Source organism: Streptomyces sp. NPDC033845 (genome assembly GCF_055576225.1).
The window spans coordinates 1-25,711 of the sequence record NZ_JBVIRI010000035.1 but is presented as its reverse complement, the minus strand read 5'-3'; the positions used below and the strand labels follow the sequence as shown (position 1 = coordinate 25,711).

18 protein-coding genes and 6 pseudogenes are annotated in these 25,711 nt (G+C 67.7%); 14 read left to right on the top strand and 10 right to left on the bottom strand.

The window, feature by feature from the left end; translation table 11 throughout:
• Positions 1 to 327: 327 nt before the first annotated feature.
• Positions 328 to 612 (bottom strand): acyl carrier protein, encoded by a 285-nt coding sequence (locus ACZ50K_RS35575; RefSeq protein ID WP_468911171.1) that lies wholly within the window; start codon positions 610 to 612, stop codon positions 328 to 330.
• A gap of 666 nt (positions 613 to 1,278) precedes the next feature.
• Between ACZ50K_RS35575 and ACZ50K_RS35570 the strand changes: the two genes are divergently transcribed.
• From ACZ50K_RS35570 to ACZ50K_RS35555, 4 genes are all read left to right on the top strand, one after another.
• Complete coding sequence (locus tag ACZ50K_RS35570; protein WP_468911170.1) at positions 1,279 to 2,103, top strand: TnsA-like heteromeric transposase endonuclease subunit; 825 nt, start codon at positions 1,279 to 1,281, stop codon at positions 2,101 to 2,103.
• Positions 2,104 to 2,237: 134 nt separating this feature from the next.
• Entirely contained in the window at positions 2,238 to 3,866 is a 1,629-nt protein-coding gene (locus tag ACZ50K_RS35565; RefSeq protein ID WP_468911167.1) for a transposase, read from the top strand.
• A complete protein-coding gene (locus tag ACZ50K_RS35560; protein ID WP_468911164.1) occupies positions 3,860 to 4,861 on the top strand; it encodes a TniB family NTP-binding protein in 1,002 nt (333 codons plus the stop codon). Before ACZ50K_RS35565 ends, ACZ50K_RS35560 begins: the two co-directional genes overlap by 7 nt.
• Entirely contained in the window at positions 4,818 to 5,405 is a 588-nt protein-coding gene (locus ACZ50K_RS35555) for a TniQ family protein (RefSeq protein ID WP_468911161.1), read from the top strand. The genes ACZ50K_RS35560 and ACZ50K_RS35555 overlap by 44 nt, the downstream gene beginning before the upstream one ends.
• 143 nt (positions 5,406 to 5,548) lie before the next feature.
• Here the strand turns inward: ACZ50K_RS35555 and ACZ50K_RS35550 are convergent, their stop codons facing one another.
• Complete coding sequence (locus ACZ50K_RS35550; protein WP_468911158.1) at positions 5,549 to 5,860, bottom strand: hypothetical protein; 312 nt, start codon at positions 5,858 to 5,860, stop codon at positions 5,549 to 5,551.
• A gap of 73 nt (positions 5,861 to 5,933) precedes the next feature.
• A pseudogene (locus ACZ50K_RS35545) lies at positions 5,934 to 6,814 on the bottom strand (IS5 family transposase).
• A 1,083-nt stretch (positions 6,815 to 7,897) separates the two neighbouring features.
• On the opposite strand from ACZ50K_RS35545, the gene ACZ50K_RS35540 reads away from it, so the two are divergent.
• The 3 genes from ACZ50K_RS35540 to ACZ50K_RS35530 all read left to right on the top strand — a co-directional run bounded on the left by ACZ50K_RS35540 (position 7,898) and on the right by ACZ50K_RS35530 (position 18,911).
• Positions 7,898 to 11,548, top strand: a complete 3,651-nt coding sequence (locus tag ACZ50K_RS35540; protein ID WP_468911155.1) for a LamG-like jellyroll fold domain-containing protein — start codon at positions 7,898 to 7,900, stop codon at positions 11,546 to 11,548.
• Between the two features lie 224 nt (positions 11,549 to 11,772).
• Complete coding sequence (locus ACZ50K_RS35535) at positions 11,773 to 18,630, top strand: polymorphic toxin-type HINT domain-containing protein (RefSeq protein WP_468911153.1); 6,858 nt, start codon at positions 11,773 to 11,775, stop codon at positions 18,628 to 18,630.
• Entirely contained in the window at positions 18,627 to 18,911 is a 285-nt protein-coding gene (locus tag ACZ50K_RS35530) for a hypothetical protein (RefSeq protein ID WP_468911150.1), read from the top strand. Before ACZ50K_RS35535 ends, ACZ50K_RS35530 begins: the two co-directional genes overlap by 4 nt.
• Before the next feature lie 159 nt (positions 18,912 to 19,070).
• On the opposite strand, the pseudogene ACZ50K_RS35525 reads toward ACZ50K_RS35530, so the two are convergent.
• Positions 19,071 to 19,411 (bottom strand): annotated as a pseudogene (locus ACZ50K_RS35525) (IS30 family transposase); the annotation flags it as partial.
• Between ACZ50K_RS35525 and ACZ50K_RS35520 the strand changes: the two are divergent.
• The 3 genes and pseudogenes from ACZ50K_RS35520 to ACZ50K_RS35510 all read left to right on the top strand — a co-directional run.
• Positions 19,361 to 19,510 (top strand): hypothetical protein, encoded by a 150-nt coding sequence (locus ACZ50K_RS35520; protein WP_468911175.1) that lies wholly within the window; start codon positions 19,361 to 19,363, stop codon positions 19,508 to 19,510. The pseudogene ACZ50K_RS35525 and the gene ACZ50K_RS35520 sit on opposite strands and share 51 nt — an antisense overlap.
• 83 nt (positions 19,511 to 19,593) lie before the next feature.
• Positions 19,594 to 20,052 carry a hypothetical protein gene (locus ACZ50K_RS35515; protein WP_468911147.1) on the top strand — a complete coding sequence of 153 codons (459 nt, stop codon included), beginning with the start codon at positions 19,594 to 19,596 and terminating at the stop codon, positions 20,050 to 20,052.
• A 277-nt stretch (positions 20,053 to 20,329) separates the two neighbouring features.
• Positions 20,330 to 20,482: pseudogene (locus ACZ50K_RS35510) on the top strand (transposase); the annotation flags it as partial.
• A 31-nt stretch (positions 20,483 to 20,513) separates the two neighbouring features.
• Here ACZ50K_RS35510 and ACZ50K_RS35505 read toward each other — a convergent pair.
• Both ACZ50K_RS35505 and ACZ50K_RS35500 read right to left on the bottom strand, forming a co-directional pair.
• Positions 20,514 to 20,804, bottom strand: a pseudogene (locus ACZ50K_RS35505) (transposase); the annotation flags it as partial.
• Positions 20,805 to 20,966: 162 nt separating this feature from the next.
• Entirely contained in the window at positions 20,967 to 21,188 is a 222-nt protein-coding gene (locus ACZ50K_RS35500; RefSeq protein WP_468911145.1) for a hypothetical protein, read from the bottom strand.
• Positions 21,189 to 21,338: 150 nt separating this feature from the next.
• Here ACZ50K_RS35500 and ACZ50K_RS35495 point away from each other — a divergent pair, with 150 nt between their 5' ends.
• Positions 21,339 to 22,571, top strand: coding sequence for an IS256 family transposase (locus ACZ50K_RS35495; protein WP_468911143.1), 1,233 nt, complete (start codon positions 21,339 to 21,341; stop codon positions 22,569 to 22,571).
• Complete coding sequence (locus ACZ50K_RS35490; protein WP_468911140.1) at positions 22,568 to 22,921, top strand: hypothetical protein; 354 nt, start codon at positions 22,568 to 22,570, stop codon at positions 22,919 to 22,921. The genes ACZ50K_RS35495 and ACZ50K_RS35490 overlap by 4 nt, the downstream gene beginning before the upstream one ends.
• Positions 22,922 to 23,024: 103 nt before the next feature.
• Here ACZ50K_RS35490 and ACZ50K_RS35485 read toward each other — a convergent pair whose 3' ends face one another.
• From ACZ50K_RS35485 to ACZ50K_RS35475, 3 genes are all read right to left on the bottom strand, one after another.
• Positions 23,025 to 23,231 carry a hypothetical protein gene (locus tag ACZ50K_RS35485; RefSeq protein WP_468911137.1) on the bottom strand — a complete coding sequence of 69 codons (207 nt, stop codon included), beginning with the start codon at positions 23,229 to 23,231 and terminating at the stop codon, positions 23,025 to 23,027.
• Positions 23,232 to 23,294: 63 nt separating this feature from the next.
• The gene (locus ACZ50K_RS35480; protein WP_468911135.1) at positions 23,295 to 23,456 is read right to left on the bottom strand and encodes a hypothetical protein; all 162 of its coding nucleotides are present in this window, start codon (positions 23,454 to 23,456) and stop codon (positions 23,295 to 23,297) included.
• A 278-nt stretch (positions 23,457 to 23,734) separates the two neighbouring features.
• Positions 23,735 to 24,232: a hypothetical protein gene (locus ACZ50K_RS35475; RefSeq protein WP_468911133.1), complete on the bottom strand. Its 498-nt coding sequence runs from the start codon at positions 24,230 to 24,232 to the stop codon at positions 23,735 to 23,737.
• A gap of 698 nt (positions 24,233 to 24,930) precedes the next feature.
• Here ACZ50K_RS35475 and ACZ50K_RS35470 point away from each other — a divergent pair.
• Positions 24,931 to 25,294 (top strand): annotated as a pseudogene (locus ACZ50K_RS35470) (transposase); the annotation flags it as partial.
• On the opposite strand, the pseudogene ACZ50K_RS35465 reads toward ACZ50K_RS35470, so the two are convergent.
• Positions 25,252 to 25,488 (bottom strand): annotated as a pseudogene (locus tag ACZ50K_RS35465) (aldo/keto reductase); the annotation flags it as partial. The pseudogenes ACZ50K_RS35470 and ACZ50K_RS35465 overlap by 43 nt on opposite strands.
• Here ACZ50K_RS35465 and ACZ50K_RS35460 point away from each other — a divergent pair.
• The coding region (locus tag ACZ50K_RS35460) for a helix-turn-helix domain-containing protein (RefSeq protein ID WP_468911173.1) at positions 25,414 to 25,711 on the top strand (298 nt) is incomplete at its 3' end. The pseudogene ACZ50K_RS35465 and the gene ACZ50K_RS35460 sit on opposite strands and share 75 nt — an antisense overlap.

The following is a 25,711-nucleotide window of genomic DNA, read 5'->3' as shown; positions in this document are numbered from 1 at the left end:
CCCGCGGAGCGGGTCCCTGAGCGCTGCGCGCTCAGGAGAGAACCGCCTCGCTGCGCTCAGCGGGCTCGGCTACGCCGAGCAGAGGCCGGCCCTTCGGGCCGGGGTCCTGCGCTTCGCTTCGGACCGATTCGGGGCGCCCCGAACGGCCCGCTCCGCGGGCTGGGGTGACCCCGTTTCACGGGGTCCGGGCCTTCGGCCCGTGGGGTGGGTCCGCTCCGCTCCCCCACCCGGGCCCTTCCGGCTCCGCCTCCAGGACCAGCCCGCTGACGCGGGCAGCCTGCAGTGAGGGGGCCACTGTCGGCCCCCCTCACTGCAGCGGTGGACGTACTACTTGGCGGACCCCGCGCGCGCAGCGGCCTGGAGTTCAAGGGCCACATGCGTCAGTGCGGTAGGCGTCTTCGCCTCATACACCTTGAACACTTCGTTGTCCGTGATGGTGATGTCGAACTTCTCCTCCAGTGCGCCCACCACCCGGGTGCCCGTCATCGAGTCCATATCGAGTGCCTCCTGGAGGTCGACGTCCGGGCCCACCTCTTCCAGCTCACACTCCGCCTTCTCCGCAATGATGTTGCGGACGGTCTTCAGCGCTTCTTCAAAGCTCATCTCTGCCATGAGCCGGAAGCTAACCGAAACGCCCCCTACCCCGCAGGGCCTTCAATCGATCTTCCCCCGAACGAGGATCCAGCCCGATCCGAACCAGCCATCACCTCCCCCTGCCTCACAACGAACTCCGGCTTGAATCTGCAAGATTCCCCGCACGGCAAACGCGTCGACCCTTGCGCTACCCGATGCCCCCATCATGCACAAGCCCACTCCTGCCACGGCCCACCAGGGATTCCACACCCGCAGCCCCCAGGCGGCATCACAGTGCATCGCCGGGGGTCCCTCAACGCTGCGCGTTGAGGACAGAGCGCCCGCGCTGCGGGCGGGCGGGCGAGCTCTGCTCGGCCGCCCTGCTTCGCCGAGCGGGTTGCCGGCCCTACGGGCCGGGACCGGTGCTTCGCTGCGGACTGCTGGGGTTCGCTGCGCTCTCTCCAGCTGACCCCGTTTCACGGGGTCCGGGCCTGACGGCCCGTGGGTGGCCAGTTCGCTCCCACTCCGGGCCTTCCGGCTCCGCCTCCAGGACCAGGGACCGCTGACGCGGTCCGACCGGCAGCAGAGGGAGGCCACCCCGGGGGCTTCGGCCGGCCCTGGTACCGGGTCGCCGTCCTCTCCAGCACAGGGCCGGAAGCGCTCCTCCGGGTCGCGTCTGCATCAAAATAAGATCTGGATGGGAACATGAAACTGGTCCTCGTGCCGAGGACATGCCGCTTTACCTATATGTGTCGCGGACCACCGAAACTGCGCAGCACTCAACCAACCTGCACAGTCCAGCCCCCGTGGTTCGGTGGTGGCACACCGTTCCCGAAAGGCGCAGGTCGTCAGCTGAGACCTAGCAAAGCTTCAAGGAGACTTCGGGACGCTCCGGCAGTTCTTCACCGCATCGTGTGGCGTCTCGTACCTGCGCATTGCTCAGATAGGTCAGCCCGTTCTCCACTGAAAGGGAAGACCGCTCTGCGCGCGGCATCGCCTTGGGCAAGCAGAGGGGGCGGGGTGCATCCGCGTCATGTGAGCGTGCGATTCGTCGGACCCGGCGGAGGCATGGCCCAGTTGCCTTGGTGGACTACAGCCGGGGAGCTCCGACCCATGGACTACCCAGCCGTACGCGGCTTCCCCGTACGGCGCGGACGGCTGCTGGCTCCCGGATGGTGGTGGTCCGCGACCACCGGCCAGTTGGTCGGACACGGCAGCGCGGCGATGCGGGACGCGGTCATGCTGCTCGACCGGGATCCGCAGGTCGTAGGCCTCGCCTGCGGGCCCATGGAGTTCGTGTGGGAAGAACACGGAAGGCTTGTCACCCACGCCCCTGACCTGGCCGTGGCTCTGGCAAACGGAGCCACGCACCTCGTGGACTGCCCCGGGCGCAGCGGCCCCTCCAAACGGCTCTCAGACCGGGCCCAAGTAGTCGAAGCGTGCGCTCGGGAGTCCCTGTCCACGGCCCGCTGGACGGGCTCGGCCCCGATGTCCGGGACAAAGCCCTGGCCTGGGAGCGGCACATCCTGAAGTCGAGACCGGGCACATCGGCCCCCGCCAGGACTGGCCGCCACGGCCCGGGTACGACCCGGCCACGCACTCCCCTCGCCGAGCGGGAAGCAGCCAAGGCCGCCGAGCTGACCGCGGCCGGCCAGGTGGTCAGCGTGGCCACGGTGCGCAGGATGCGGGCCCGCTACCGCGAGGAAGAAGTGTGGGGGCTCGTAGACGGCCGCAGGAAGCGGGAGCGGTCGGTGTTCGGCCAGGCCGATCCACGGGTGGTCGCCGCGATCACCGGGGCGCTGACAGAGCAGCGAGGGCGGTCGAATGGGACGCTGAGCCGGCTGCGGAGGCAGGTGGCCTGGCGTCTGCAGGACGCCCACGGCCCCGAGGGCGTGGCAGTGCCCCCACCGTCCACATTCAACCGGCTGGTGCGGGCCGTCGCCGAACAGCAGGGCCTCGCACTGACGGCAGCTGGGGAGCGGCGCAGGGCCTCTCGGCCCGTGCCGGTGTTCACCCCGACGCACGCGACGGCGCCCGGTGAGCTGGTGATGATGGAAAGCACGCTGCTGGACGTGATGGTCGTGTGCGAGGACGGGAAAGCGCGTCGGCCCGAGCTAACGATGGCGGTGGACGTGGCCACCCGCAGCATCACCGCGGCCGTCCTACGCCCCAAGGGAACCAAGGCGGTCGACGCGGCCGTGCTCCTCGCGCAGACGCTCGTGCCGCAGCAGATGCGGCCGAACTGGCCCCAGTACCTGTCCATGGCCGCCTCCGTCATCCCCCACCAGCGGCTCGTCTCCTTCGACGCCCGGATGCAGGGTGCGGCCGCCCGGCCCGTGATCCGGCCGACGACCGTGGTCATCGACCAGGGCAAGGTGTTCGTCTCCCGCTGCTTCCTCGCCGCCGCCGAACACCTCGGGATCTCGGTCCAGCCGTGCCCACCCGCGTCCGGGTACGCGAAAAGACAGGTGGAGCGGGGGTTCGGAGCGATCGGCACCCTGTTCGCGCAGTACGTCGCCGGATACACCGGCAACAGCCTCGACGCGCGCGGCAGCAACGTGGAGGACCAGGCGCGCTGGACTCTGCCGCAGCTGCAGGACCTCCTCAACGAATGGGTCGTCTGCGGGTGGCAGGAACGCCGCCACGAACGCCTGCGCCACCCCCTCATGCCCCGCCTGACGCTCACACCCAACGAGATGTGGGCCGCGCTCGTCGCGATCGCCGGCCACGTACCCGTCCCCCTGACCGCAGCCGACTGGATCGAGCTGCTCCCTTCCAGGCGGTGTGCGATCGGCGACGAGGGGATCCGCTTCGAGCACCGCACCTACGACGGGCCGGCACTCAACGCCCACCGCCAACCGGTCCCTTGGATCCACCAAGGACTTGTGTCTAAGCCGTTCACCGACCCCACCTGGCGACACATCCGCAGGGTGGTCAAACAGCGTCAAGGCCGGGCCGAACACGAAGAACACCTCGCCCGCCACCTCGACCAACTCCTATGCCGCGCCCACACCGCCGACACGGCCATCAGCGACGCCGCAAACCCCCACCCCACCAGCACCGCCCAGGGTGCATCGGGCGCAGCAGTCGGTTCCGATACCGCTTGTACGCCCGTCGACCCCGGTCAGGGCGATCGCGCACACAGCAGAAGCCGGACAAGGCGCGCCGAGCGGCGCTATGCCGAGGCGGACCCACTGGACGACTCCGCCGAGCAGGTCCTGGAGGAGGCAGCCGACACCGCGGCAGCGACCTGGAACATCTTCGACGCACACCAGGAGGCACAGCAGTGGTGACTCCCACAGGCCACGCGACACACGATGATCCGTACGCCTCCCCCACCACCTGGCGCGAGTGGACACAGTTCGTCGACACCATCGCGCCCTGCCTGCCCGGCACCGGCCCCTGGAGCACCGACGAACGCCTGGACTACCACTCCCGGTTCGTGATCCTGTCCACTCCCACCATGGCCAATATCTCCCTCACCCTGCGCCGTCTTATGATCCTCAACCGCCGCCACAACGGCACCGCCCGCCGAGGCCTCCTCATCTCCGGACCACCCACCACCGGCAAGACCACCACCCTGCAGCAGCTCGGCCGGTCCTTCCACCTCGCCGACCGAGCACGCCGCCACGCACCCGGCGACCACCTGCCGGTGGTCTACCTGTCCGTGCCGCCTGCCGCGACCCCGAAGATGCTGGTCTCCGAACTGGCCCGGTTCCTCGACCTGCCCCTCACTACGAGCATGAACCAAGCCCGCATCACCGACATCGTCTGCGCCACCCTGAACGGACTGGGCACCCGGCTCGTCCTGATCGACGACGTCCACCTGCTCAACACCCGTACCCGCAGCGGCGCCGAGACCTTCGACCAGATGAAACACCTCAGCGAACGGATCCCCGCGACCTTCGTCTACGCAGGAGTCGCCATCGAGGAATCCCCCCTCCTGACAGGAAACCGCGGCGCGCAGCTGGCCGGACGGTTCAAAACCGTCCGCAATCCGCCCCTGGGACACGGCAGCCCCACGCAACGCGCTTCATGGGAGGGGCTGATCCAGGGCATGGACGAGGCACTGCGCCTCAACGCCCACCGGACGGGCGCGCTGACCCGGCACGCGCCGTACCTCCACCTGCGCACCGGCGGCCGGATCGGAGGCCTGTCCGCACTCGTACGGGAAGCGGCAATCACCACGATCCTCGACGGCAGCGAAAAGATCACCAAAACACTCCTCGATGCCATCGAACTCGATGAACTCGCCGAACACACCCCTCGGCCCGCGAAGCGGCGCTGACATCCCGCGCCTGCTCCCAGAGCTCACCCACCGGGCACTGCTGCGAATCCGGCCCCTGGCCTTCGAGACCAACGCCTCCTTCATCGAACGCCTCGTCGGCGCGCACCACCTCACCACCAGCGAGCTCCTGACAGGACTGCGTATCCACCCGCCCAAGGTCCATCTCGTCCGGGAACGCGACTACGGACCGCACGCGCGCAGCGAGCTCTACCTCAACACCGGCGCGCGGGCCCGCATCGCTCAGTACACCGGTATCCCCGAAAAACGTCTCACCCGCGCTCTTCCCTGCTGGACGGAGCACCGGGACCGGGGCCCGGCCGGACAGGCCAGGGCCGGCGGTGCGATCCGCCCCTCCACGCTGCCGGCCGTCATCGGATGCCCGCACTGCACCATCGCCCGTACCGGATATCCCCAGGCCGTCCCGCGCTACCTCCCCCGCTGCCGGCTCGTGTGCGCCCGTCACAGCACCTGGGCGCTGGGCCCCCCACACCCTGGAGGGCCGGCCCGTCCCCCACACTCACGCCCTCCTTCACCAGACCCCTGAGATCGTCCGTGCTCACCGCACCCACCTTCGGCTGACCCGGCGCTGGGGGCCCGACGCCGACGACGCCATCGCCCAAGCAGCCCGGATCACCGAGTACTGGCGCCGCCACGCCCCCAGGTCCGAACGGGTCTGGCCTCTGCGCGCTAGGCACTGTCCGGCGGACATGCTTCGGAGTCGAGGGTCCGGAGGTCGTAGAGGTAGGAGCGGTCGTCTTTGAAGCTGCGCCAGACGTTGACCGGGGGTTCGGGTTCGTCTCCGTGGCTATTGAGGGGATGCGCGGTGACGAGGCCGTCAGCGATCTTGCAGTGCCAGCCGTCGGTCGGCGACCAGACACACAGCACGTTCCCGTCTGTTCGGCGGTAGGCAGGGCGGCCGTTGTGCTCGCCGTCGCGTTCGAAGTGGTAGCGGAGCCCGTCTATGTGGCGCACGAAGGTGAAGGATGCAAGTGCCGTCATACCTTCGGCACTGTATGGGACGATGCTGCTGACGGCTAAGCAGTTCTGGGTGTAGCCAGATGCAGGGCGCATCTCACGGGCGGAGCCAGAGCAGGATTGCGGCGACGGTTACGGTGCCGTGGAAGACGTAGGCACTCTTGTCGTAGCGGGTGGCGACGGCCCGGGAGTTCTTGAGCCGGTTGATCGTTCGCTCGACCTCGTTGCGGCGTTTGTAGATCTCGCCGTCGAAGCCGGTGGGCCGGCCGCCCTTGCTTCCGCGTCTTGTGCGGTTGGCCCGCTGGTCCTTCGGCTCGGGGATGGTGTGCTTGATCTGGCGTCTTCGCAGGTAGCGGCGGTTGCAGCGTGAGCTGTACGCCTTGTCGCCGCCGAGGCGGTCCGGCCGGGTGCGCGGCCGTCCGCCCTGCGGTCGGGGAACGGCGATGCGTTCGAGGACCTCAATCATCTGCGGCGCGTCGCCCCACTGGCCCGGCGTGACCAGGAAGGCCATGGGCCGGCATCCGCCCTCACCGGCGAGGTGGATCTTGCAGGTCAGGCCGCCCCGGGACCGTCCGAGTCCTTCGTCGGGGCGGTGGTGCCGGGGCGTTCCCCTTTTTTCGGGATGCGCGGCTTCTTCTTTCGGCCCCGGCCGCGTGCTGATGAGCACGGCAGGACGTCGAATCGACGCTGACCATGCTCCAGATCGATCCGGCCCGCAAGGTCGGCGTCCGCCTGGACAGCACGCAGAATCCGGTCCCACGTGCCGTCCGCCGACCAACGCCGGTGCCGCTCGTAGGCGGTCTTCCAGCTGCCGAAACGCTCCGGAAGATCCCGCCACGGTATGCCCGTTCGCACACGGAACAAGATCCCGTTGATCACCCTGCGGTGATTGCTCCATCGGCCGCCACGCTGCCCCGACGCCGGCAAGTGCGGCTCCAACCGGCCCCACTCGGCCCTCGTCAGATCACCCCGCTCCATGCCGGGAACAACGAGACAGCAATCCGACAGTCACATGATCCGCCGGACAGTACCTAGGCGCCGCCATCCTGGAAGACCTCGAAGAACACGGACCCAGCACCCCCCTCTGGACACCCCTCACCGGCAACCCCGAGCCCCGCCCATGGACCGAGCTGTGATATTCACGCCTGAATCGATCGCGCTCAGCCCTGCGGTCACGATGGGCGGCGCCCCCGCTTCCAGGTCGGTTCTGCAGGCGGCGGCGACCGGGCAGAGAGCCAGCACGGCTGCGATCCGGACGAGCCAGGGGCACTCACGGACTGCGCTCCTTCACGCGGACCGGCGTCTGCCCAGCCCCACGACGCGGGCGGTCGGCAGGGGCGGTCGAGGTCAGGTGCTGGTAGGGGCCTGCCTGCCTTCCCGTTCCGCGGCACCGGCCCCGGAGCTGCTCACCCTCAGGCAGTGGAGGCGGCTCCGCTCTCCGGCAGCAGCTCGAACATCCCTGCCGTCAGCACCACGACCCCGACCACCTCTCCGGCCTCGCAATGGCCGACCCAGACGGGGTAGGTTCCGTCCCCCGTCGTCGCAAAAGCCGCCAGCTCCCACGCGTATGGAGACCTCACACGCCAGCACCGATGAGAAGGCGGCGGCGTTTCATGGAGTCCAGGCGTCGGCGTGGGGCACCGGTAGACGTGCGGGTGGCTGCTCATCCGGGCCTCAGCAGTTGGCCCGGCACGGTCTGGACCGTCCCGCGCGCGTGGCTCGTTCAGACGGTCGATCCCCGCTGATGGTGCAGTCGGCTGGACCGCTCGGCAGAGCCGTCTTGGCGTCGGTGTGGTGTCAGTGCAGGGACGTAGCGTCCCCGGCGTAGGTGTCAGGGCGGCGGGGGTGATGACTGCGTGCAGATATGCCCCTTTAGTACGTCGGCGGCTATCTGTGGTGGATGAGAATCACTTGAGAATCTCTTGATCAGAACATGAAGGTTTCGTAGATTCGCTGGTGCGATCTCAATCTGATCGCGTTCTACAGGGCCTGGGGGACGGCTCTGCATCATTGGGGATGGGATCTATGCCTGTGTTCGACAGGCAGCGGCTTCGTCATGCCATGAGTACCGCGCTGGGCGCGGCACTCATTCTTGGCGTTGCCCCTGCTTACACGCCTGCGGTGGCTGCGGCCACCACAGGTCCGACGCCTGCTTTGACTGAGGGGCAGAAGGCGCTGGAAAAGGCGGCCGAGAGCGGTCAGCCTGTTGAAGTTGTGGGTGAGCGTTCGGAGTTCACCACCACGTATGCAAATCCGGATGGTGTGAGTTTCCGGCTGGACCAGTCCGCCGTGCCAGTCCGGGTGAAGGATGAGCGTGGGGGCTGGGTTGCCCCGGACGTCTCACTTGAGGTGGGCGCGGACGGCACCGTCCGGCCGAAGGCGGCGCTTGCCGATGTCGCCTTCTCCGGTGGCGGGGCCGAGGCTGATCTGGTCAGGATCGGCCAGGGTGCCCGTACGTTGTCGCTGCGGTGGCCTGGTGTCCTGCCCGCCCCGGTATTGGATGGGGACAGTGCCGTGTATGCGGAGGTGCTGCCCGGGGTGGACCTGCGGATGACGGCGACGGTCCAGGGGTACCGCGAGGTGCTGGTCGTCAAGACGCCGGAGGCCGCGCGGAATCCTGCGCTCAAGAGCATCAGGTTCGGGCTGGAGACCAACGAGCTGGATGTCAGTGCCAGCGCGGAGGGTGGTCTGGTCGCCGAGGACTCCAATGGGCGCGACGTCTTCGTGTCGCCACCGGCGCTGATGTGGGACTCCAGCGGGGATTCCTCCGCAATGGTTGCCGCGCCGTCGGCGAAGTCGGCGCTGATGCGGGCCGGCACGGCGACGGCTCCGCTCGTGGCAGCCGAGCCTGTCTCGGAGGAGGCTCCCTCCGACGGGCCGGGGAAGGGGGACAAGACTGCGGAGGTGGAGGTCAAAGTGTCGGCGGACGCGCTGACCGTGGTGCCGGACGCCGCTCTGCTGGCCCAGCGTGATCCGGCTGTCTTCCCCCTGTACATCGATCCGGATGTCGAGCTGAGCAACGGTGTGGAGCGCATGCAGCTGCGTTCGGACGGCTATGAGTCGTGGAACTGGGGCAACGGCGAGTACAACATGGGCATGGGGGTCGGCGAATGCGGCTCCTGGCAGGGGTACTACTGCGGCCCGGGGTACGTCCAGCGCCTGTACTTCGAGTTCTCCAACACCAGGCTCGCGGGCAAGGAGGTCCTGTCCGCCAGTTTCCGGGTGACCGAGGGCTGGTCGTTCAACTGCCAGTCCCACAACATCTGGCTGGTCCGGGTCGGGGGCGGGATCTCTCCGTCGACGACCTGGGCGAACAAGCCGGCGTACAAGGACCGGCTCGGTGACCGGTGGGTGTCCGCCGGACGCGGGGATGCCTGTGATCCGAAGCAGCCGGCCGGCACGGTGGAGTTCACGGACAGTTCGGGTGAGCCGGATGAGAACCTGACGCCGACGGTGCGGGACTTCGCCGCGGGCAAGCTGGGGAGCCGGCTGACGCTGGAGATTCGGGCGGAGGACGAGACGGACACCTCTTCGTGGAAGCGGTTCCGTAACGACGGGATGCTGTCGGTGGTGTTCATCGGCATTCCCGCGAAGCCGACGATGTACGGGCTGGAGAGCGGTGCGCGCCAGGTGTGCAGCACTTCGGAGAGCGCTCCGACGATCAGGGGCGGTCGCCCGTCCTTCACCGCCAAGGGACAGGTCGTCTCCGGTGGCGGTGAGGAGGCCAGGCTTCGGGTCGCCTTCCAGATCGACCGCAAGCAGGCTGATGGGTCGTGGGTTGCGGTCAAGGCCAAGCCTGACGACTGGTCGGCGACGGATGTTCCCAGTGGCGGGTACGTGCTGCCGAACACCAAGGTGTCCAGCAGTCTGGAGAGGCTCACGTTCGAGCAGGGGGTGCTGTACAGGTTCCGGGCGTGGACGCGTTCGTTCGCCGATGGTGTGGCGACGCGTGGCAGCGATACGACCAGCCCCTGCTATTTCAAGATCGACACGACCAGGCCCAAGCAGCCGTCGATCTCGTTCCACAGCCCGTACAGTGCCTGCCCGACCCCGTGCACGGCGGGCGGCAAGCCGGGCCTGTCGGGGCAGGTGTCCTTCGCGCCGGCCAGTGGCGACACCGATGTGATCGGTTACTTCTACCGGCTGGCGACGGAGCCGGAGTCGGAGTGGACGTACAAGACCGGCTCCTCCATGACCGTCACCATCACCCCCGAGCATGCGGGGACGAACTCGTTGGAGGTGATGGCCAAGGACTCCACCGGTGACGGTACGGAGCGTTCCGTCGACTTCGTGGTGAAGGAGGGGCCCGGGCCGGTCGGCTACTGGAACTTCGACGAGACCAGCGGGGCGGCGGTCGACCGGACGGTGGAGGGCGGGGATCCCGATCACGCGGCCGCGCTCCAGCCCGGCAGTCTGCGTCCGGCCAACGGCCGGCGAGGGCAGCTGGCCGATCACGACGACCGGACCCTGCTGCTGAACGGGACGAACCAGTACGCGATGACCGCCAACCCGGTGATCGACACGCGGTCCTCGTTCACCGTCATGGGCTGGGCGCGTCTGGACCGTACGGACAAGTGGTCGACGATGCTGGCCCAGGCCGGTACCACGCATCAGAGCGGTGTGGCGTTGACGGCGGCGCCCGGCGGTGCGTGGTCGGTGCGGATGGCGCAGGCCGACGGCCCGGACGGCTGGCAGAACATGAAGGCGGTGCAGGCGCAGACTCCTGCTGTGGCCGGGGTCTGGACGCATGTGGCCGCCACCTACAACTCCTCCTCGCGCAAGCTGCGGCTGTACATCAACGGCCGCTTGCAGGGCGAGACGGAGGTGAGTACCCCGATCGCGTCGCCGAAGCCGATGGGAATCGGCGTCGTCTTCTACAGGGGTTCGTGGGTCGACCATTTCCCCGGGCGGATCGACGAGGTGTTCGCCTGGCAGGACGAGCGCACCGGTCCTGAGGTGAAGGAGCGGGCGAGGACGCTCAGCGCTGCTACCACGGGGCGCCCTCACCTGGCGCGGGCCGCGCGGTGGAACATGGCGACCGTCGGGAGTCCGCTGGCGGACGAGTCCGGGTTCGGCCGTCCCCTGGCGCTCGCCCCGGGAACGGGTAGGGCCGCTGGTTCGAGTGGCGCGCTGGTCCTCAACGGCACCAGCCATGCGGGTACCGCCGCCGGCCCCTTGGTGGACGACACCGGCTCCTTCACCGTGACCGCCTCGGTCGACCCGGACACGGCGAAGCTGGCCGCGCGGCAGGACGGCTCCCGGGCGCAGGTCATCGGCCAGCGTGCGGGATCCGGTTCGTCGTGGAGCCTGTGGTTCGAGAAGCTGGATGAGCAGCAGGTTCCGGTGGACCCCAACAACCCTGTGGAGTGGCGTACGGTCGCGGTCGGCCGGTGGCATTTCGGCCGGCTTGCCGGGGACGGGACCACGACGACGGTGTCGGTCCGAAGCGACAGCAACGTCCAGGACTCCGCGGAGCAGGTGGCGGGCGTCTATGACGCCCAGGACGGCACCATCACCCTCTATGTCAGTTCGGTCCGCCACGGAGAGCCGATGGCCTACACGGCCGTGGTCGGCGACGGAGAGCTGGCTGTCGGCAAGGGCTACACGGACGGGACGTGGGGACACTTCCTGCCTGGTGAGATCAGCGAGCTCGGCTTGTGGTCCGGTGCCGCCCGGGACCGGGAGCATGTGGACGACCTGTTCGACCAGTAGCCGCTGCCGGGTCCCTTGACCTATTTCCTACGGCCCGGGGCAGGCATGCCCCGCCCCGGGCCCTTCCCTCACTCATTTCGAACCGGAGAATCATCATTTTGACCAGCAGACGATCATCGCGGCGGGCGCGGTATCGCGTTCCGCTGATCGGAGCCCTGACAGTAGCCCTGTCGATACCGGGCTCCCTCGTACCGCTCGCGACAGCGGACGGGAGCACACCGGGCGTGCCGGCCCTGCCCAAGGAGCGGTCGGCCAAGGTCACCGCGCACGACGGGAAGGCGTTCAGGGCCGCCCGCGCCACAGCCGAGAAGGCTCTGGCTGCGGACCAGGCGGAGTCCGACCGCGTCCTGGCGCAGGGCGCGGCGGCCGCGTGGCCCGTGGCGGGGGTACTGACCCAGGAGGTGGGCAGCGCCGCGCCGGCCGGCGGCCAGGCGTGGGTGAAGGTGCGCAAGGCACCCCAGTCGGCGGTGCTGCCGCCGCTGGCCTCGCTGAGCGGAACCGCCCGGGTGGAGGTCCGGGACCAGAAGGCCGCGGAGAAGGCCGGGATCACCGGTGTGCTGTTCTCGGCCACCGCCCAGCAGCCGGGACCTGCCCAGGTGTCGGTCGACTACTCCTCCTTCGCCGCGGCCATCGGGGGCGGCTGGTCCAGCCGCCTGTCGCTGGTCTCCCTGCCCGCGTGTGCGCTGACGACGCCTCACAAGGCGGAGTGCCGCAAGACCACGCCGCTGGCCTCGCGCAACAGCGTCAAGACCCGTACGGTCACCGGCACCCTGCCTGCCGTTCCGTCGGCCTCGGCCGGGGCGCCGGTGGTGTTCGCGATCGCCTCAGATCCCAATGACGCCGTCGCGGGCGGCGGTGACTTCAAGGCCACCCCGCTGTCGGCCTCGGCGAACTGGTCGGCGGGCCAGTCCTCGGGCTCGTTCACCTGGTCGTACCCGATCAGTACCCCGGCCCCGGTGGCCGGGCCGGCACCGTCGCTGTCGCTGTCCTACGACTCCGGCAGCATCGACGGACGGACCGCGAACACCAACAACCAGAGCAACGCGGTCGGCGAGGGCTTCGACCTGACGTCCTCCTACATCGAGCGCAAGTACGGCTCCTGCGAGGACGACGGGCAGACGGGCAAGTTCGACCAGTGCTGGAAGTACGAGAACGCCTCCCTCGTGCTGAACGGCAAGGCCACCGAACTCGTCAAGGACAACACCTCCCACACCTGGCGCCTGAAGGGCGACGACGCCTCCAAGGTTCTGCACCTGACCGGCGCCGACAACGGTGACGACGGCGAGGACACCAACGGCTCGGACGGGAAGGACGGCAAGGGCGAGCACTGGAAGGTGATCACCGGCGACGGAACCGCCTACACCTTCGGCCTGAACAAGCTGCCCGGTGCCGCCGCCCAGCGCACCAACTCCACCTGGACCGTCCCCGTCTTCGGCGACGACGCCGACGAGCCCGGCTTCTCAGCCGGCAGCACCTTCGCCACCCGCTACAAGACCCAGGCCTGGCGCTGGAACCTCGACCTCGTCGAGGACCTGCGCGGCAACGCCTCCACCTACTGGTACACGCCCGAGACCAACCGCTACGCCCGCACCGGCGACAAGACCAAGCTCACCGCCTACACCCGCGGCGGCTACCTCAACGAGATCCAGTACGGGCAGCGCGCGAGCACTCTGTTCACTGGGGTCACCTCCCACAAGGTGGTCCTGAAGTACGGGGAGCGGTGCCTGGACGCAAGGGGCTGCGCCACGCTCGACAAGGACACCGCCGACCGCTGGCCGGACGTCCCCTTCGACGCGATGTGCGAGGCCGGCGAGACGGACTGCAAGGCATCGTCCCCCGGCTTCTTCACCCGCAAGCGGCTGACCTGGATCGACACCTTCGTCTGGAACACGGCTCCCGAGACCGACGGCTTCTCTCCGATCGACACCTGGGGCCTGACCCACAAGTGGAGCGACGGCCACGAGACCGGCGGAGCAGCCGACAAGACACTGGTCCTCCAGGAGATCCGGCGCATCGGGAAGAGCGGCGCGTCCATCGACGTGCCGCCGGTCAAGTTCACCTATCAGAACCGGCCCAACCGGGTGGACACCAGCGACGACTACATCCTCCCGCTGAACCGTCCCCGCATCCAGAGCATCATCTCCGAGAGCGGGGGCATCACCAACGTCGCCCTGTCCGGCCCCGAATGCAAGGTCGGCGTCAACATGCCGGCCGCCGAGGACAACAACAGCCAAGCCTCCAAGCCCTGCTATCCCGTGATCTGGGCACAGCCCGGTGGGGACCCCGCGCCGGACTGGTTCCACAAGTACCGCGTCACGGAACTCAACGTACTCGCCGGATCCGGCCAGGAACCGCTGGTGTACACCTACACGTACGACCAGCCCGGCTGGCACTACAACGAGGACCCGTTCACCCCGGCCAAGGACCGCACCTGGTCCGACTGGCGCGGCTACGGCAAGGTCACCGTCACTTCCGGCTCGGGCAACACCCTCTCCAAGACCGTCAGCGTCTACATGCAGGGCCTGCACGGCGACAAGAAGAAGAACGGCACCACCCGCACAGCGGTCGTCACCGGTCTGGGCATCGCCGGCGTCAACGTCGACCCCGCCAACGACCACGACGAGCTCGCCGGCTCCCTGCGCCAGTCCGCCACCTACGACGGGACCACAGGCCCGGCCCTGTCCACCACCGTCTACGGACTGTGGTCCGAGAACACCGCCACCCAGACCCGGCCCTCCGAGGCCGGCACCGGCGAAACCGGTTCCCTGACCGTCAAGGCGCACTACGTGCGCACCGCGAACGTCTTCAGCCACACCCGCCTGACCGCAACGGGCCAGAGCGACACCTGGCGCACCACCCAGACGGACTACAAGTACGACGCCTTCGGGATGAAGGAGAAGGAAAACCTCCTCGGCGACACGGCCAAGACCGGCGACGAGACATGCACCCGGACCTGGTACGCCCGTAACGAGGCCGAGGGCATCACCAGCCTCACCTCCCGCAGCCGGACCGTCGGCACCACCTGCGCGCAGACCGACGACAAGCTGAACCTGCCCACCACCAGCGACGTCCGCGGCGACGTCCTGGCCGACACCGCCGTCGTCTACGACAACATCGGCGCCACCGGCTGGGCACCGAACCAGAAGCCGACCCTGGGCCTGGCCACCTGGACCGGACGCGCCCAGTCCTACCCCGCGGCCTCCGGTGACGCCGACCGCAACCCGGCCGTCTCTAGCGGCTGGCAGACCCTGACCAAGACCACCTACGACACCGCCGGCGCCAAACTCGGCCGGCCGCTGTCGGTGACGAACACCGAGGGCCACACCTCCAAGACCAGCTACACCCCCGCCGACGTCGGCCCGCTCGTCGCGGCCGTCACCTGGGCGCCGAAGCTCGCCTCCAACGGCCAGGAGCACATCACCTACACCTACTTCGACCTGCGCGGCGCGGTCACCCGCACCATCGACCCCAACATGAGGTCGACCTACCACCGCTACGACGCACTCGGACGGGCCACCGAAACCCGGCTGCCCAACCGGCCCGAGGCCCTGAGCCCCAGCGTCAAATACGGATACGGGTTCGACCCCAAGGGCATCGCCGAGCCCTGGACGTCGGTATCCACCCTGACGGCCGGCAACGACTACCGCACCGTCTACACCATCGCCGACCACCTCCTGCGCCCCGTCCAGACCCAGGCCGAATCCCCCGCCGGCGGCCGGCTCATGACCCACACCCACTACGACTCCCGCGGGCTGGCCGACCGCACCTCAACGGACATCTGGGACAAGGACGGTGCACCCGCGTCCTCCCTGGCGGACGTGCTCGTCGAGGACATCCCCCTGATGACCGAAACCGTCTACGACGGCGCGGGCCGGCCCACCACCGCCACCCAGCACATCCACGGCGTGAAGAAGTGGTCGACGACCACCTCCTACACCGGTGACTCGGTAGCCACCACCGCCCTCCAGGGCGGCACCGCCTCCCGCACCATCACCGACGCCCTCGGCCGCACCCTGGAGACCCGCACCTACGGCGGCACCAGCCCCAACGACCCGGACTTCGGCGGCACCAGCCCCGGCACCACCTACACGAAGACGACCCAGTCGTACACGCGTGGCGGCAAGCTCCGGTTCTTCAACGGCATCGACGGCACCCAGTGGTCCTACAACTACGACCTCTTCGGCCGCCAGACCACCACCACCGACCCCGACAAGGGAACCGTCACCACCACCTACACCCCCCTCGACCAGGTCGACACCACCACCGACTCCCGCAACACCGTCCTCGCCTACGACTACGACGAGCTCGGCCGCACCACCGGCCTGTGGAAGACGTCCAAGACCAACGCCAACAAGCTCGCCGCCTGGACCTACGACACCGTCCTCAAGGGCGCGCCCGGGGCCTCGACCCGCTACGAGGGCGGCACCACCGGCAAGGCCTACACCAGGACCGTCACCGCATACGACGACCTGTCCCGGCCCACCACCAGTGAACTGCGCCTGCCGGCCGACGACCCGTTCGTCACCTCCGGCGCCATCGCCGCCACCACCGAGAACGGGATTCACTACCGCCTCGACGGCACCATCGGCGGCACCAACGAACCCGCCGCCGCGGGCCTGCCCCGTGAACTCCTGACCGTCGGCTACAACGCCTACGCCCTGCCCAACGAGCTCTCCGGCAGCACTGGCTACGTCCAAGGAGCCCACTACTCCCAGCTCGGCGAACCCACACGGATCGAACTGGCCCGCTCTGAAGGCATCAAGAAGACCACCATCTCCCAGGCCTACGAGCCCGGAACCCGCCGCCTGCAGACCTCGCAGGTCACCGCCGACGCCCACAACGGCATCGTCCAGCACCTCACCTACAGCTACGACCAGGCCGGGAACATCAAGTCGATCTTCGATATGGCCCCGCCCAGCGGCTTCACCCAAGCCGACAACCAGTGCTTCACCTACGACAGCCAGCGCCGTCTGACCGAAGCCTGGACCCCCAAAACCACCGACTGCGCGGCCGCCGGCCGCACCGTCACCAACCTCGGCGGAGCCGCCCCCTACTGGAACAGCTACACCTACAACGCCTCCGGGCAGCGCGTCACCGAGAAGACCACCCCGCCCAGCGGGGGCACCCCTACCATCCGGACCTCCTGCTACGACACCGACCGCAAGCACGCCCTCACCGCCACCACCACGGCCGCGAGCTGCACCGGCGTGGCCGACCAGTACACCTACGACGCGGCCGGCAACACCACCAAGCGCGCGGAGAAGCCCGGCAGCACCACCTCCCAGACCCTCGCCTGGAACCCGGAAGGCAAACTCGCCAAGCTCACCGAGGGCGCCAACGCCACCGACTACCTGTACGACGCCGAAGGTGAACTCCTCATCCGCCGCCAGCCCGGCGGCGAGAGCGTCCTGTACACCGGCGCCACCGAAGTCCACCTCCAAGGCACCAAGAAGTGGGCCACCCGCAGCTACACCCTCGGCGGCACGACCGTAGCGGTCCGCACCAACGAGAGCGGCACCAACAAACTCTCCTTCCTCGCCGGCGACCACCACGGCACCTCAAGCCTCGCCATCGACGGCGAAGACACCCAAACCCTCTCCAAGCGCTACACCACCCCCTTCGGCAACCCCCGCGGCACATCGGTGGGCACCTGGCCCGACGACAAACGCTTCCTCGGAAAAACCGAAGACACCAACACCAACCTCACCCACATCGGCGCCCGCCAGTACGACCCCGGCCTCGGCCAATTCATCAGCATCGACCCCCTCCTCGAAACCGACAAACACCAAACCCTCAACGGCTACAGCTACAGCATCAACAACCCCCTCACCTTCACCGACCCCTCCGGCCTCGGCACCGCCTGCGAAGGCGCGGGACGCGCCCCCGAAGGCTGCGCCGGCATCAAATCCACCGGACCCGGTCGACCCGACGGCGGAAATGCAGCCGGCAAGGGAAAGGACTACAGGAATTCCGATTGGGTCTCCACGCGGGACGACAAAAACCCCGCAAATGAGAATCCCGGAGAGCACCTCGGATTCGACACCGATGGCGACGGAATCATCGTCCTCCACGCCGGAGTATTCATTCCTGCATCCTGGAAGAAGATCCCAGAGCTCGCCCAGAGTTTCGAGTACCACATTCAAGACGCCGTAAAATGCGGCTACGAAGACGCCCGCGAGTGCTACACCGACCCCGACACCGGCGGCGCCACCATCACCGGGGCCCTCAACAACGCCTGCTACGACGTCTACGGCGGCCGATGCCCAGCAGGCGCACAGGCCCCCAACCTGGTCCTCGCACTCGCTAAACTCGGCACCGACCGCGCCGGCGGAGTACGGGGAACGGGCGGCGGATGCCCGAAATGCTTCCTCGCCGGAACCGACGTCCTCATGGCCGACGGAACCACCAAAGACATCGACAAAATCAATATCGGCGACAAGGTACAGGCGACCGACCCCGAAACTGGTGAATCCGGCCCCCGCGAAGTAACCGCCCTCATCATTACCGAGGACGACAAACACTTCAACGAACTCACCATCACCACACCCAACGGCAACCAGAATCTCACCGCCACACACGAACACCCCTTCTGGTCACCCACCGACCGCCGCTGGATCGAGGCCCAAGACCTCAAACCCGGCACAACCCTCCTCACCAACAACAACACCCACGTCACCGTCACACACAACCGCCCCTACAACCAGCACGCCCGCACCTACAACCTCACCGTCAACGACCTCCACACGTACTATGTGCTGGCGGGGGACACACCGGTACTGGCTCACAACAGCGACTGTCCGACAACTCCCGCCGGCGGCAGAGGTGCGAATTTTCGGAACCTTTCTCCGAATACCCCGGCAACAATCGAGGGGCGAGACTATACGGGCCACGCTATCGACCGCATGCAGGAGCGCGGCCTCATGCCATCAGTGGTAGAAAACACAATTCGCGCAGGCGAGAAAATCCCTGGAAAACGGGCTGGCACCACGGCGTACTATGAAGCAGATAACCATGTGACGGTGATTACGGACACCGCAACTGGGCGGGTTGTAACTGTGAGCTCCGGAAGGATAAAACAGTGAACGGGAATTCCGATCTTCGATGGCTCCAAGAAGGACTACGGCAGTCAATCCAGAGATACCGCATCGGAGAGATTACGTTGCGGATCCTGATCGATGAACTCGACTCAGTTTCATCGAACCTTGAAGCTTCTCCTTTGGGCGACGATCTTCGCTCACATTGGTGGACTCTCGAAGAAATCTATGCTGTCGCCCTCGACCGAGGCTACCTTCAACAATTGAGCAGCGCGGACGAAGCCGATATCGAGGAAACCCTCAACGCCATGGACCGATTGATCAGTTGAATGTATTCCCATAACTAGCCACGGCGTAAATTAATCGAGGTTACCAGATAGCCAGCGTAGCCCTTTGTGCAGCCAAAAAAAGACAGTACTAATCGCAACGGCCGCAAGCACCTAAGGTGGGCGGTTTCTAGGGATCGTCGCAACACTCGGTCGGTTTGATCAGGCGGAGCGTAGTTTGTGCAGGCGCTCGGCTGGGGCTTCCCAGCCGAGCGTTATGCGTGGTCGTCGGTTGAGCTGGTCGGCTACGGCAGCAAGGTGTTCGGGGGTGTGGACCGACAGGTCTGTGCCTTTCGGAAAATACTGGCGGAGCAGGCCGTTCGTGTTCTCGTTCGAGCTACGCTGCCAGGGGCTGGCCGGGTCGCAAAAATAGACCGATGTCGGTGGCCAGGGTGAACTCGTGGTGCTGGCCAATCTCGCTGCCCCGCGTCCCAGGTGAGAGACCGGGCCAGATGGGAGGGCAGAGTCTCGACGGCATCCACCAGAGCGTCCAGGACCGCTTCAACACACTGGCCCGGCACAACGGCCCACGAGCCGGGCCCCCGCCACCACCCGCGGTCGCCGACGTCGTCCGCTGGATCATCGGACGACCGGAAAACTAGAACGACCAGGCCCGCCAGGACCTCAAGGACATCTGCGCACGGTGCCCAGAGATAGCCGAGGCCAGCCGGTCGACCGGGCCACCATGAGCGGCGAACGCCTGGCCCGCAAACTCATCTCCTACGCCCGCTTCCACGACTACACCCCCCCCAACCCGCCGGCCGCCGCACCGGCACAGTCGGCAATGTCACCGAGCAGCAGGCCCTCATGGCGTGGCAGCGGTTCTACCCCCGCTTCCCCCGCATCCTGTTCATCCTCACCGGGACCTCCCGCCCGGCCCTGGCCCAACGGATCGGAGACCCTCCGCGCTGGCGGCGAGCACGACGGCAGCGCCTACCAGACCACTCTCGGCCCCTTCGGCGTCGACCTGGAGCGCAACTGGGACGACCTCTCCACCCTGGCCCACCGCATGCTGCGGGGCAACAACACGGCCGTGCCCGTCACCGTGGACAGACGGCGCTACACCACCTGGGACGAGTTCCGCGGCCGACGGGCGGGCTACCCCGAGATCACCCCCTTCCTCGCTCTCTCAAGCGCCTTCTGACCCAACCGTCCGAACCGACCAGCCCTTCTCGCGAGGCCCACACACAGGAAACCGGCCAGATGGGGCGCGGGCACAGCTGGGATGGCGCGCGCCCACTGGCCGGCGGCATCGGCATCGGCCAGCAGGAGGTCTACGTCGGGGCGGGGCTACGGCCTTTACACACGCCAGGCGCCGACATGACCCCCAACCCCACGGGGTCGGGCTGGCAGATGAGGGCGCTCCTTTTGGAGTGGACACCCTGACAATGGATCTTGATGGCCCGGGGAGGGACGTCCAGGTGGGGCGTAAGTCTCCGGATCCGGAGGAGTTCAGGAAGGACGCGGTCGCGCTCTGCCGCGCCACGGCCGGGAGGCGGACGGACGCGGCGGTGGCCGCGGATCTCGGCATCACCGCGAAACCGCTGCGGACCTGGGTGCGCAAGAACCAGGCCCAGTGTGTGCCTGAGCTTGACCCTGAAGCTTCTATAGATCGTCAAGTTGCGGGAGACGACTCGGGTGTGCCGCTGAATGCACTGGTGAGGTGGTGGTAGTCCTCGCGCGCGCGACGAAGCGCTTGGGACACCTGGAGACGTCCTTCGTCTTGAGTCCTTCGAGGGTGCGCCGGGCGACATAGTCACGGGTGCGCGGGTCGTGACGCATACGGACCAGCACGATCGTGTGCAGCGCGCGGTTGGCCTGGCGGTCTCCGCCACGGTTGAGCCGGTGGCGGTCGGTGCGTCCGGAGGAGGCCGGCACGGGAGCGGCGGCGCGGAGGTGGGCGAAGGATGCCTATGAAGCAGCCTGTCGGGGTTGTCCCCGGCGGTGACCGCAGCTGTCCGGCGGTCTCGGTACCGACGCCGGGCAGAGCCAGCAGGCCGGGGGCGGTACTGAGGATCAAGATACGAAAGTCGCGGTCTGCATCCGCTATCTCCTCGTTCAAGTGCTGGTACCGCATTGCCGGAGGCTTGAGGCGATCTTGACGGCCGTAGCCGGGTCGGTGAGATCGCTGCCCGGACAGCTGGCGACCAGCCCTCCGACCAGCTCGGCGGTGGTCAGCGGGCGCAGGGCTTCGCGTACCGCAGAGGGCTCGGTGATGATCAGTGATTCGAGCTGGCTGACGCTCTGGGGGCGGGACTTGACGGCGCTGGCGCGTACCACGCGCAGCCCGCGGATCGCCTCGACCGCGGAGCAGTGCTCAAGACCTGTGGATCGACCCCGGGAAGAACGCAGCAGGCGTACCTTCCCGATTGATCCGGTGATGGTCACCGAGTGGGCCCGCGTTGCAGCGCGGGTCGGGAAGGCACGCCCATGCTCAGCGTAGTCACCGACGACGGCTCCACTCATTCCGGCTCTCTGATCGACGAGATCGTCCGTGAAGGCGCCCGGCGCATGCTGGCTGCCGCGCTGGAGGCGGACGTCAACCAGTACATAGCCGAGTTGGCTGCCGAGACCGACGAGCGCGGGCACCGCCTGGTGGTCCGCAACGGCCGGCACCAGCCCCGGACCGTAGTCACTGCCGTCGGCCCGGTCGAGGTCACCGCGCCGAGGGTCAACGACCGCCGTGTCGACGAGCAGAGCGGCGAGCGCAAGCGGTTCTCCTCCAAGATCCTCGCCCCGTGGTGCCGCAAGTCGCCGAAGATCTCCGAGGTCCTGCCGCTGCTCTACCTGCATGGCCTGTCCTCCGGCGACTTCGTCCCCGCCCGGGAACAGTTCCTCGGTGTCACCGCCGGCCTGTCCCCGGCCACCGTCACCCGGCTGACGAAGCAGTGGACCGACGACCATGCTGCTTTCCAGGCCCGCGACCTGTCCGACCGCGACTTCGTCTACGTGTCGGCCGACGGCGTGCACCCCAAAGTCCGCCTCGGACAGGCCCACTCCTGCGTCCTGGTCCTGCTCGGCGTCCGCCTGAACGGCACCAAGCAGCTCATCGCCCTCGCGGAGGGACTGCGAAAGTCCACCGAATCGTGGGCCGACCTGCTGCGCGACTGCCGCGACCCCGAGCTTGTGGTCGGCGACGGCGCGATGGGCCTGTGGCGGGCGCTCGCAGAGGTGTTCCCGGCCGCACGGCCGCAGAGGTGCTGGGTTCACAAATCCCGCAACGTCACCAACTGCCTGCCGAAGTCTGCCCAGCCTGGCGCGACAAAGGCGATGCAGGAGATCTACAGCGCGGAGGACCGGGGCCACGCCGAGAAAGCGATCGAGGCGTTCGCGAAGACCTACGGCGCCAAGTTCCCCAAGGCCGTCGCGAAGATCGCCGACGACGCGGAGGAGCTGCTCGCGTTCTACTTCCCGGCCGAGCACTGGATCCACCTGCGGACCACCAACCCCATCGAGTCGACCTTCTCGAGCGTGAAGCTCCGCACCAAGGTCACCCGCGGTGCCGGCAGTCCGGCCGCTGCCCTGGCCATGGTGTTCAAGCTCGTCGAGTCCGCCCAGGCCCGCTGGCAAGCGATCACCGGAGCCCACCTCGTATCCTTGGTCCGCGCCGGAGCCCGGTTCGAGAACGGCGCGTTGGTCGAGCGCCAGGAGGAGGCCGCGTGATCACGGCGAAGGACTACGGCAGCTGCCAGATTTTTGTCCGCGGCACCGGTCGGCAGTTCCTGGCCGAACTCGTCGCGGTCGCCCTCGGAGCCCAGGCCGACGACCACTACACCGTCCGAGCTGACCGGATGATCTTCGACACCCGCCAGAATCCGGATGCCGGTCTCGCCGACGACTTCATCGGCTGGCCGCTCACGATCGAGGCCGAAGCCGACGAAGACGGACCCTCCCTCGTCGCGCCAGTGTCACGCGTGCTCACCGCGGCTTGGGACCGCGGCTACGACGCCGTTGCCGCCTGCGATTTCGAGGACGAACTTCCCGACCTCGGCGGGCTCCCGCGTTACCGCTGAGCTCCCGCCGATCCACAAGTCTTGACTACTACTCCCAACACGAAAGGATGATGCACAGACACCGCATCCCCCAACTCTCTGCAACGCGGCTATGCGGACGCGGCTACCCGCGAGGCAGCGGCTCGATGAGCAGCGCGTCCATGGGCTTGCTGCGATGCGGATGCATGACCTCCAGCCAGGTCACTCCACCATCCAGGAGACGGCCCCTGTATCCGAAGCCGTTCCACCCCAGATCGACGAAACAACGCTCGGCCTGCTGCTCCCGGGCGAACAGCCGCTGACCGTGCAGCGTCACCTCGTCCAGATCCATGCCCCGCTGCTCCAACGCGGCCAGGGCGCACATCGCCGCTCGGCGCAAAGGGCTCGTCTCCACTCATCGCCGCCGCACAGGCCGGGCGGCTTCGGGATCCTGGAGGTCACCGTCGACCAGGTGCAGGGGCGTGATCTGGATCCTCCCCTTCGTATGGCGGCCGAACAGCTCGATCCTCGCCGGGCGCGGCACGAGGCTCTCCAGGCCTTCGAACTCCGGCAGCATGTGGTCCCTGGGCGCAGTCCCGGCTTCCGGATCCGCTTTCAGCGAGGCAAGGCGCTCACGAGCCAGGGCGAACGACTCGCCCCTACGCCAGAGCAAGAACAACTCGAACCCTCGTCCTGCAGACCCCCACAGCTCGATACCGCGACATGGTCACGGAGGCGGGCGAGCACCCTCTCCCTTGAAGCACTCTGTCACCCGCCGGTTGACTCCTGGTAGACAATCGGCGGGCCCTCCGCTGTCCGTGCATGGCGCGCAGAGGACCCGCCCGGAGACGTGGATCAACCCAGGACGACGCCGGAGTAAACGCGCGGCATGGGAACTCCAAGCACACTGATATCCGCGTATCCGCGATGCCCGAAGGTTGCCGAGTGCTTGAACTTCAGGCTCTTCATAGGAACAGATACTCCGTCTTGCCAGAAGCCGTTGACATAGCCGCCGGCGGGCACCAGAACAGCCTCGTACGGGAATTCTCCGCCGATCTTGATCGGAGGAGCGTTGTGGGTGCCGACACCGACCTTTGCATCTACTTCAGTGGAGATAACGGTGTGATTTCGGATCTGGACCCAAGAATCGACCATGCCCTTGCCGTCGGTGTGTACGCAGGTCCAGGCGGAGAGGAGGACGGGGGTGCCGGGGATGGTGTTTCCGATCGGCATCTGCGTGCATACCGGCGGCGGTTCGGCGGCATGTGCCGGAGCTGCGACCGCACCGAGGCTGAGCGTTGCCGCGATACCTGCACCGGCCAGGGCCCGGGAGAGGGTTCGAAACTTCTTCATGTAAATTACCTCGGCAGTAGATTAGGGATAGGGCTGCTGATATCGGAGGGCTTTCGAATGTCCTGCCCTTCTGGACACAACCCTGCCGTGGCGTCGGAAGTCGAGCATCAGGGGCGGCCCCTACCAATTGGCGCTCTGAGGGAGGGAAAGGAGCGCCGACAGTAGTACGCCCGGCGACCGCCGGGGCGGGAGGCAACGGCGCCAGTGTGCCGACGCCCACGATCGTCCCCTCTCCTCTGCAGTGGACCTCCACCACGGCTTACCTCACGGCCATCTGCCCTATCAGGGGCCGCCCGTGATCCCCGTGCGGCAACAGCACCCCCGTTGTCTTCTTCGCGGTCCTGCAATGGGACCGCTTGCCTCCGGGCCCGGTAGGACGGTGTCTCCTCTTCCTCTGCTGAACGGACGACCTGGGGGTGGTGTCGCCGGATCCGGCAGATGCCCTCGGAGACGCTGATGAGAGACCCGGACGCCGCCCGGCCCGACGCAATGCCGGGCACAGACGTGGGCGGCAGGTCTGCATAACGTGGATGCGCGAGCACGGCGCCACCCGCCGAGGCCGTCACGGCTCAACCACCCGGGAGGGGTGCGATGTTATACACCGGCGATGTGGGCGTCTCCCTGGGCATGGACGTCGGCAAGACAGCTCACCAGGGCCCCGGGCCGACGCCGGCGGGCAAGAACGTCTTCGACAAGCCGTCAGGACCGCTGGCGTCCTGCTGGTCACCGCCGGCGACGGCACCAGTTTTTCCCACCGCCGCCCACCTCGCCTCCTACGCCGGGCTTGCGCCGACGACGAAGTGGTCCGGGACCTCGATCCACGGCGAAGACGCACCCAGAGGGGGAAGCCGACAGCTCAAACGCGCCATGTTCCTCTCCGCCTTCGCTTGCATGAACGCCGACCCGACCTCCCTCACCTACTACGACAGACAACGAGGGCGCGGTAAATCCCACACCCAGACACTCCTCCGCCTCGCCTGCCAACGCATCAACGTCCTGTTCGCCATGCTCCGCGACGGCACCTTCTCGCCCTGGGCGAGCAGCCAGGCCAGCGCCACCTGACCGGGTGTGGCACCGGCCTCGTCGGCCGGGGCTTTGACCTCGTCGGCCAGCGCCAGGTTGCGCTGGAAGTTCTCCCCGGTGAAACGCGGGTTGTCGCGGCGGAAGTCGCTCTCGTCGAACTGGTCGGTGGAACGCACGGTGCCGGTCAAAGAGCCGCGGCCCAGCGGGGAGAACGGCACCAGGCAAAGCTGGAGTCCAGGCCGAGGAAGCGGGCCGTCGGCGCCGGCGCGAAGCACCGTCTGGTCTTCGTCGACCGGCTGCTGGCCACGCTCGTTCACCTTCGCCACGGTGTCACTCATGACGTGCTGGCCTGCTGGTTCGGCGTCGACCGCTCCACGATCACCCGGGCGGTCGGCGAGGTGCGGCCCCTGCTCGCTGCTCGGGGCTGCACCATCGCGGCCGGCGTCCGGCTCCGCA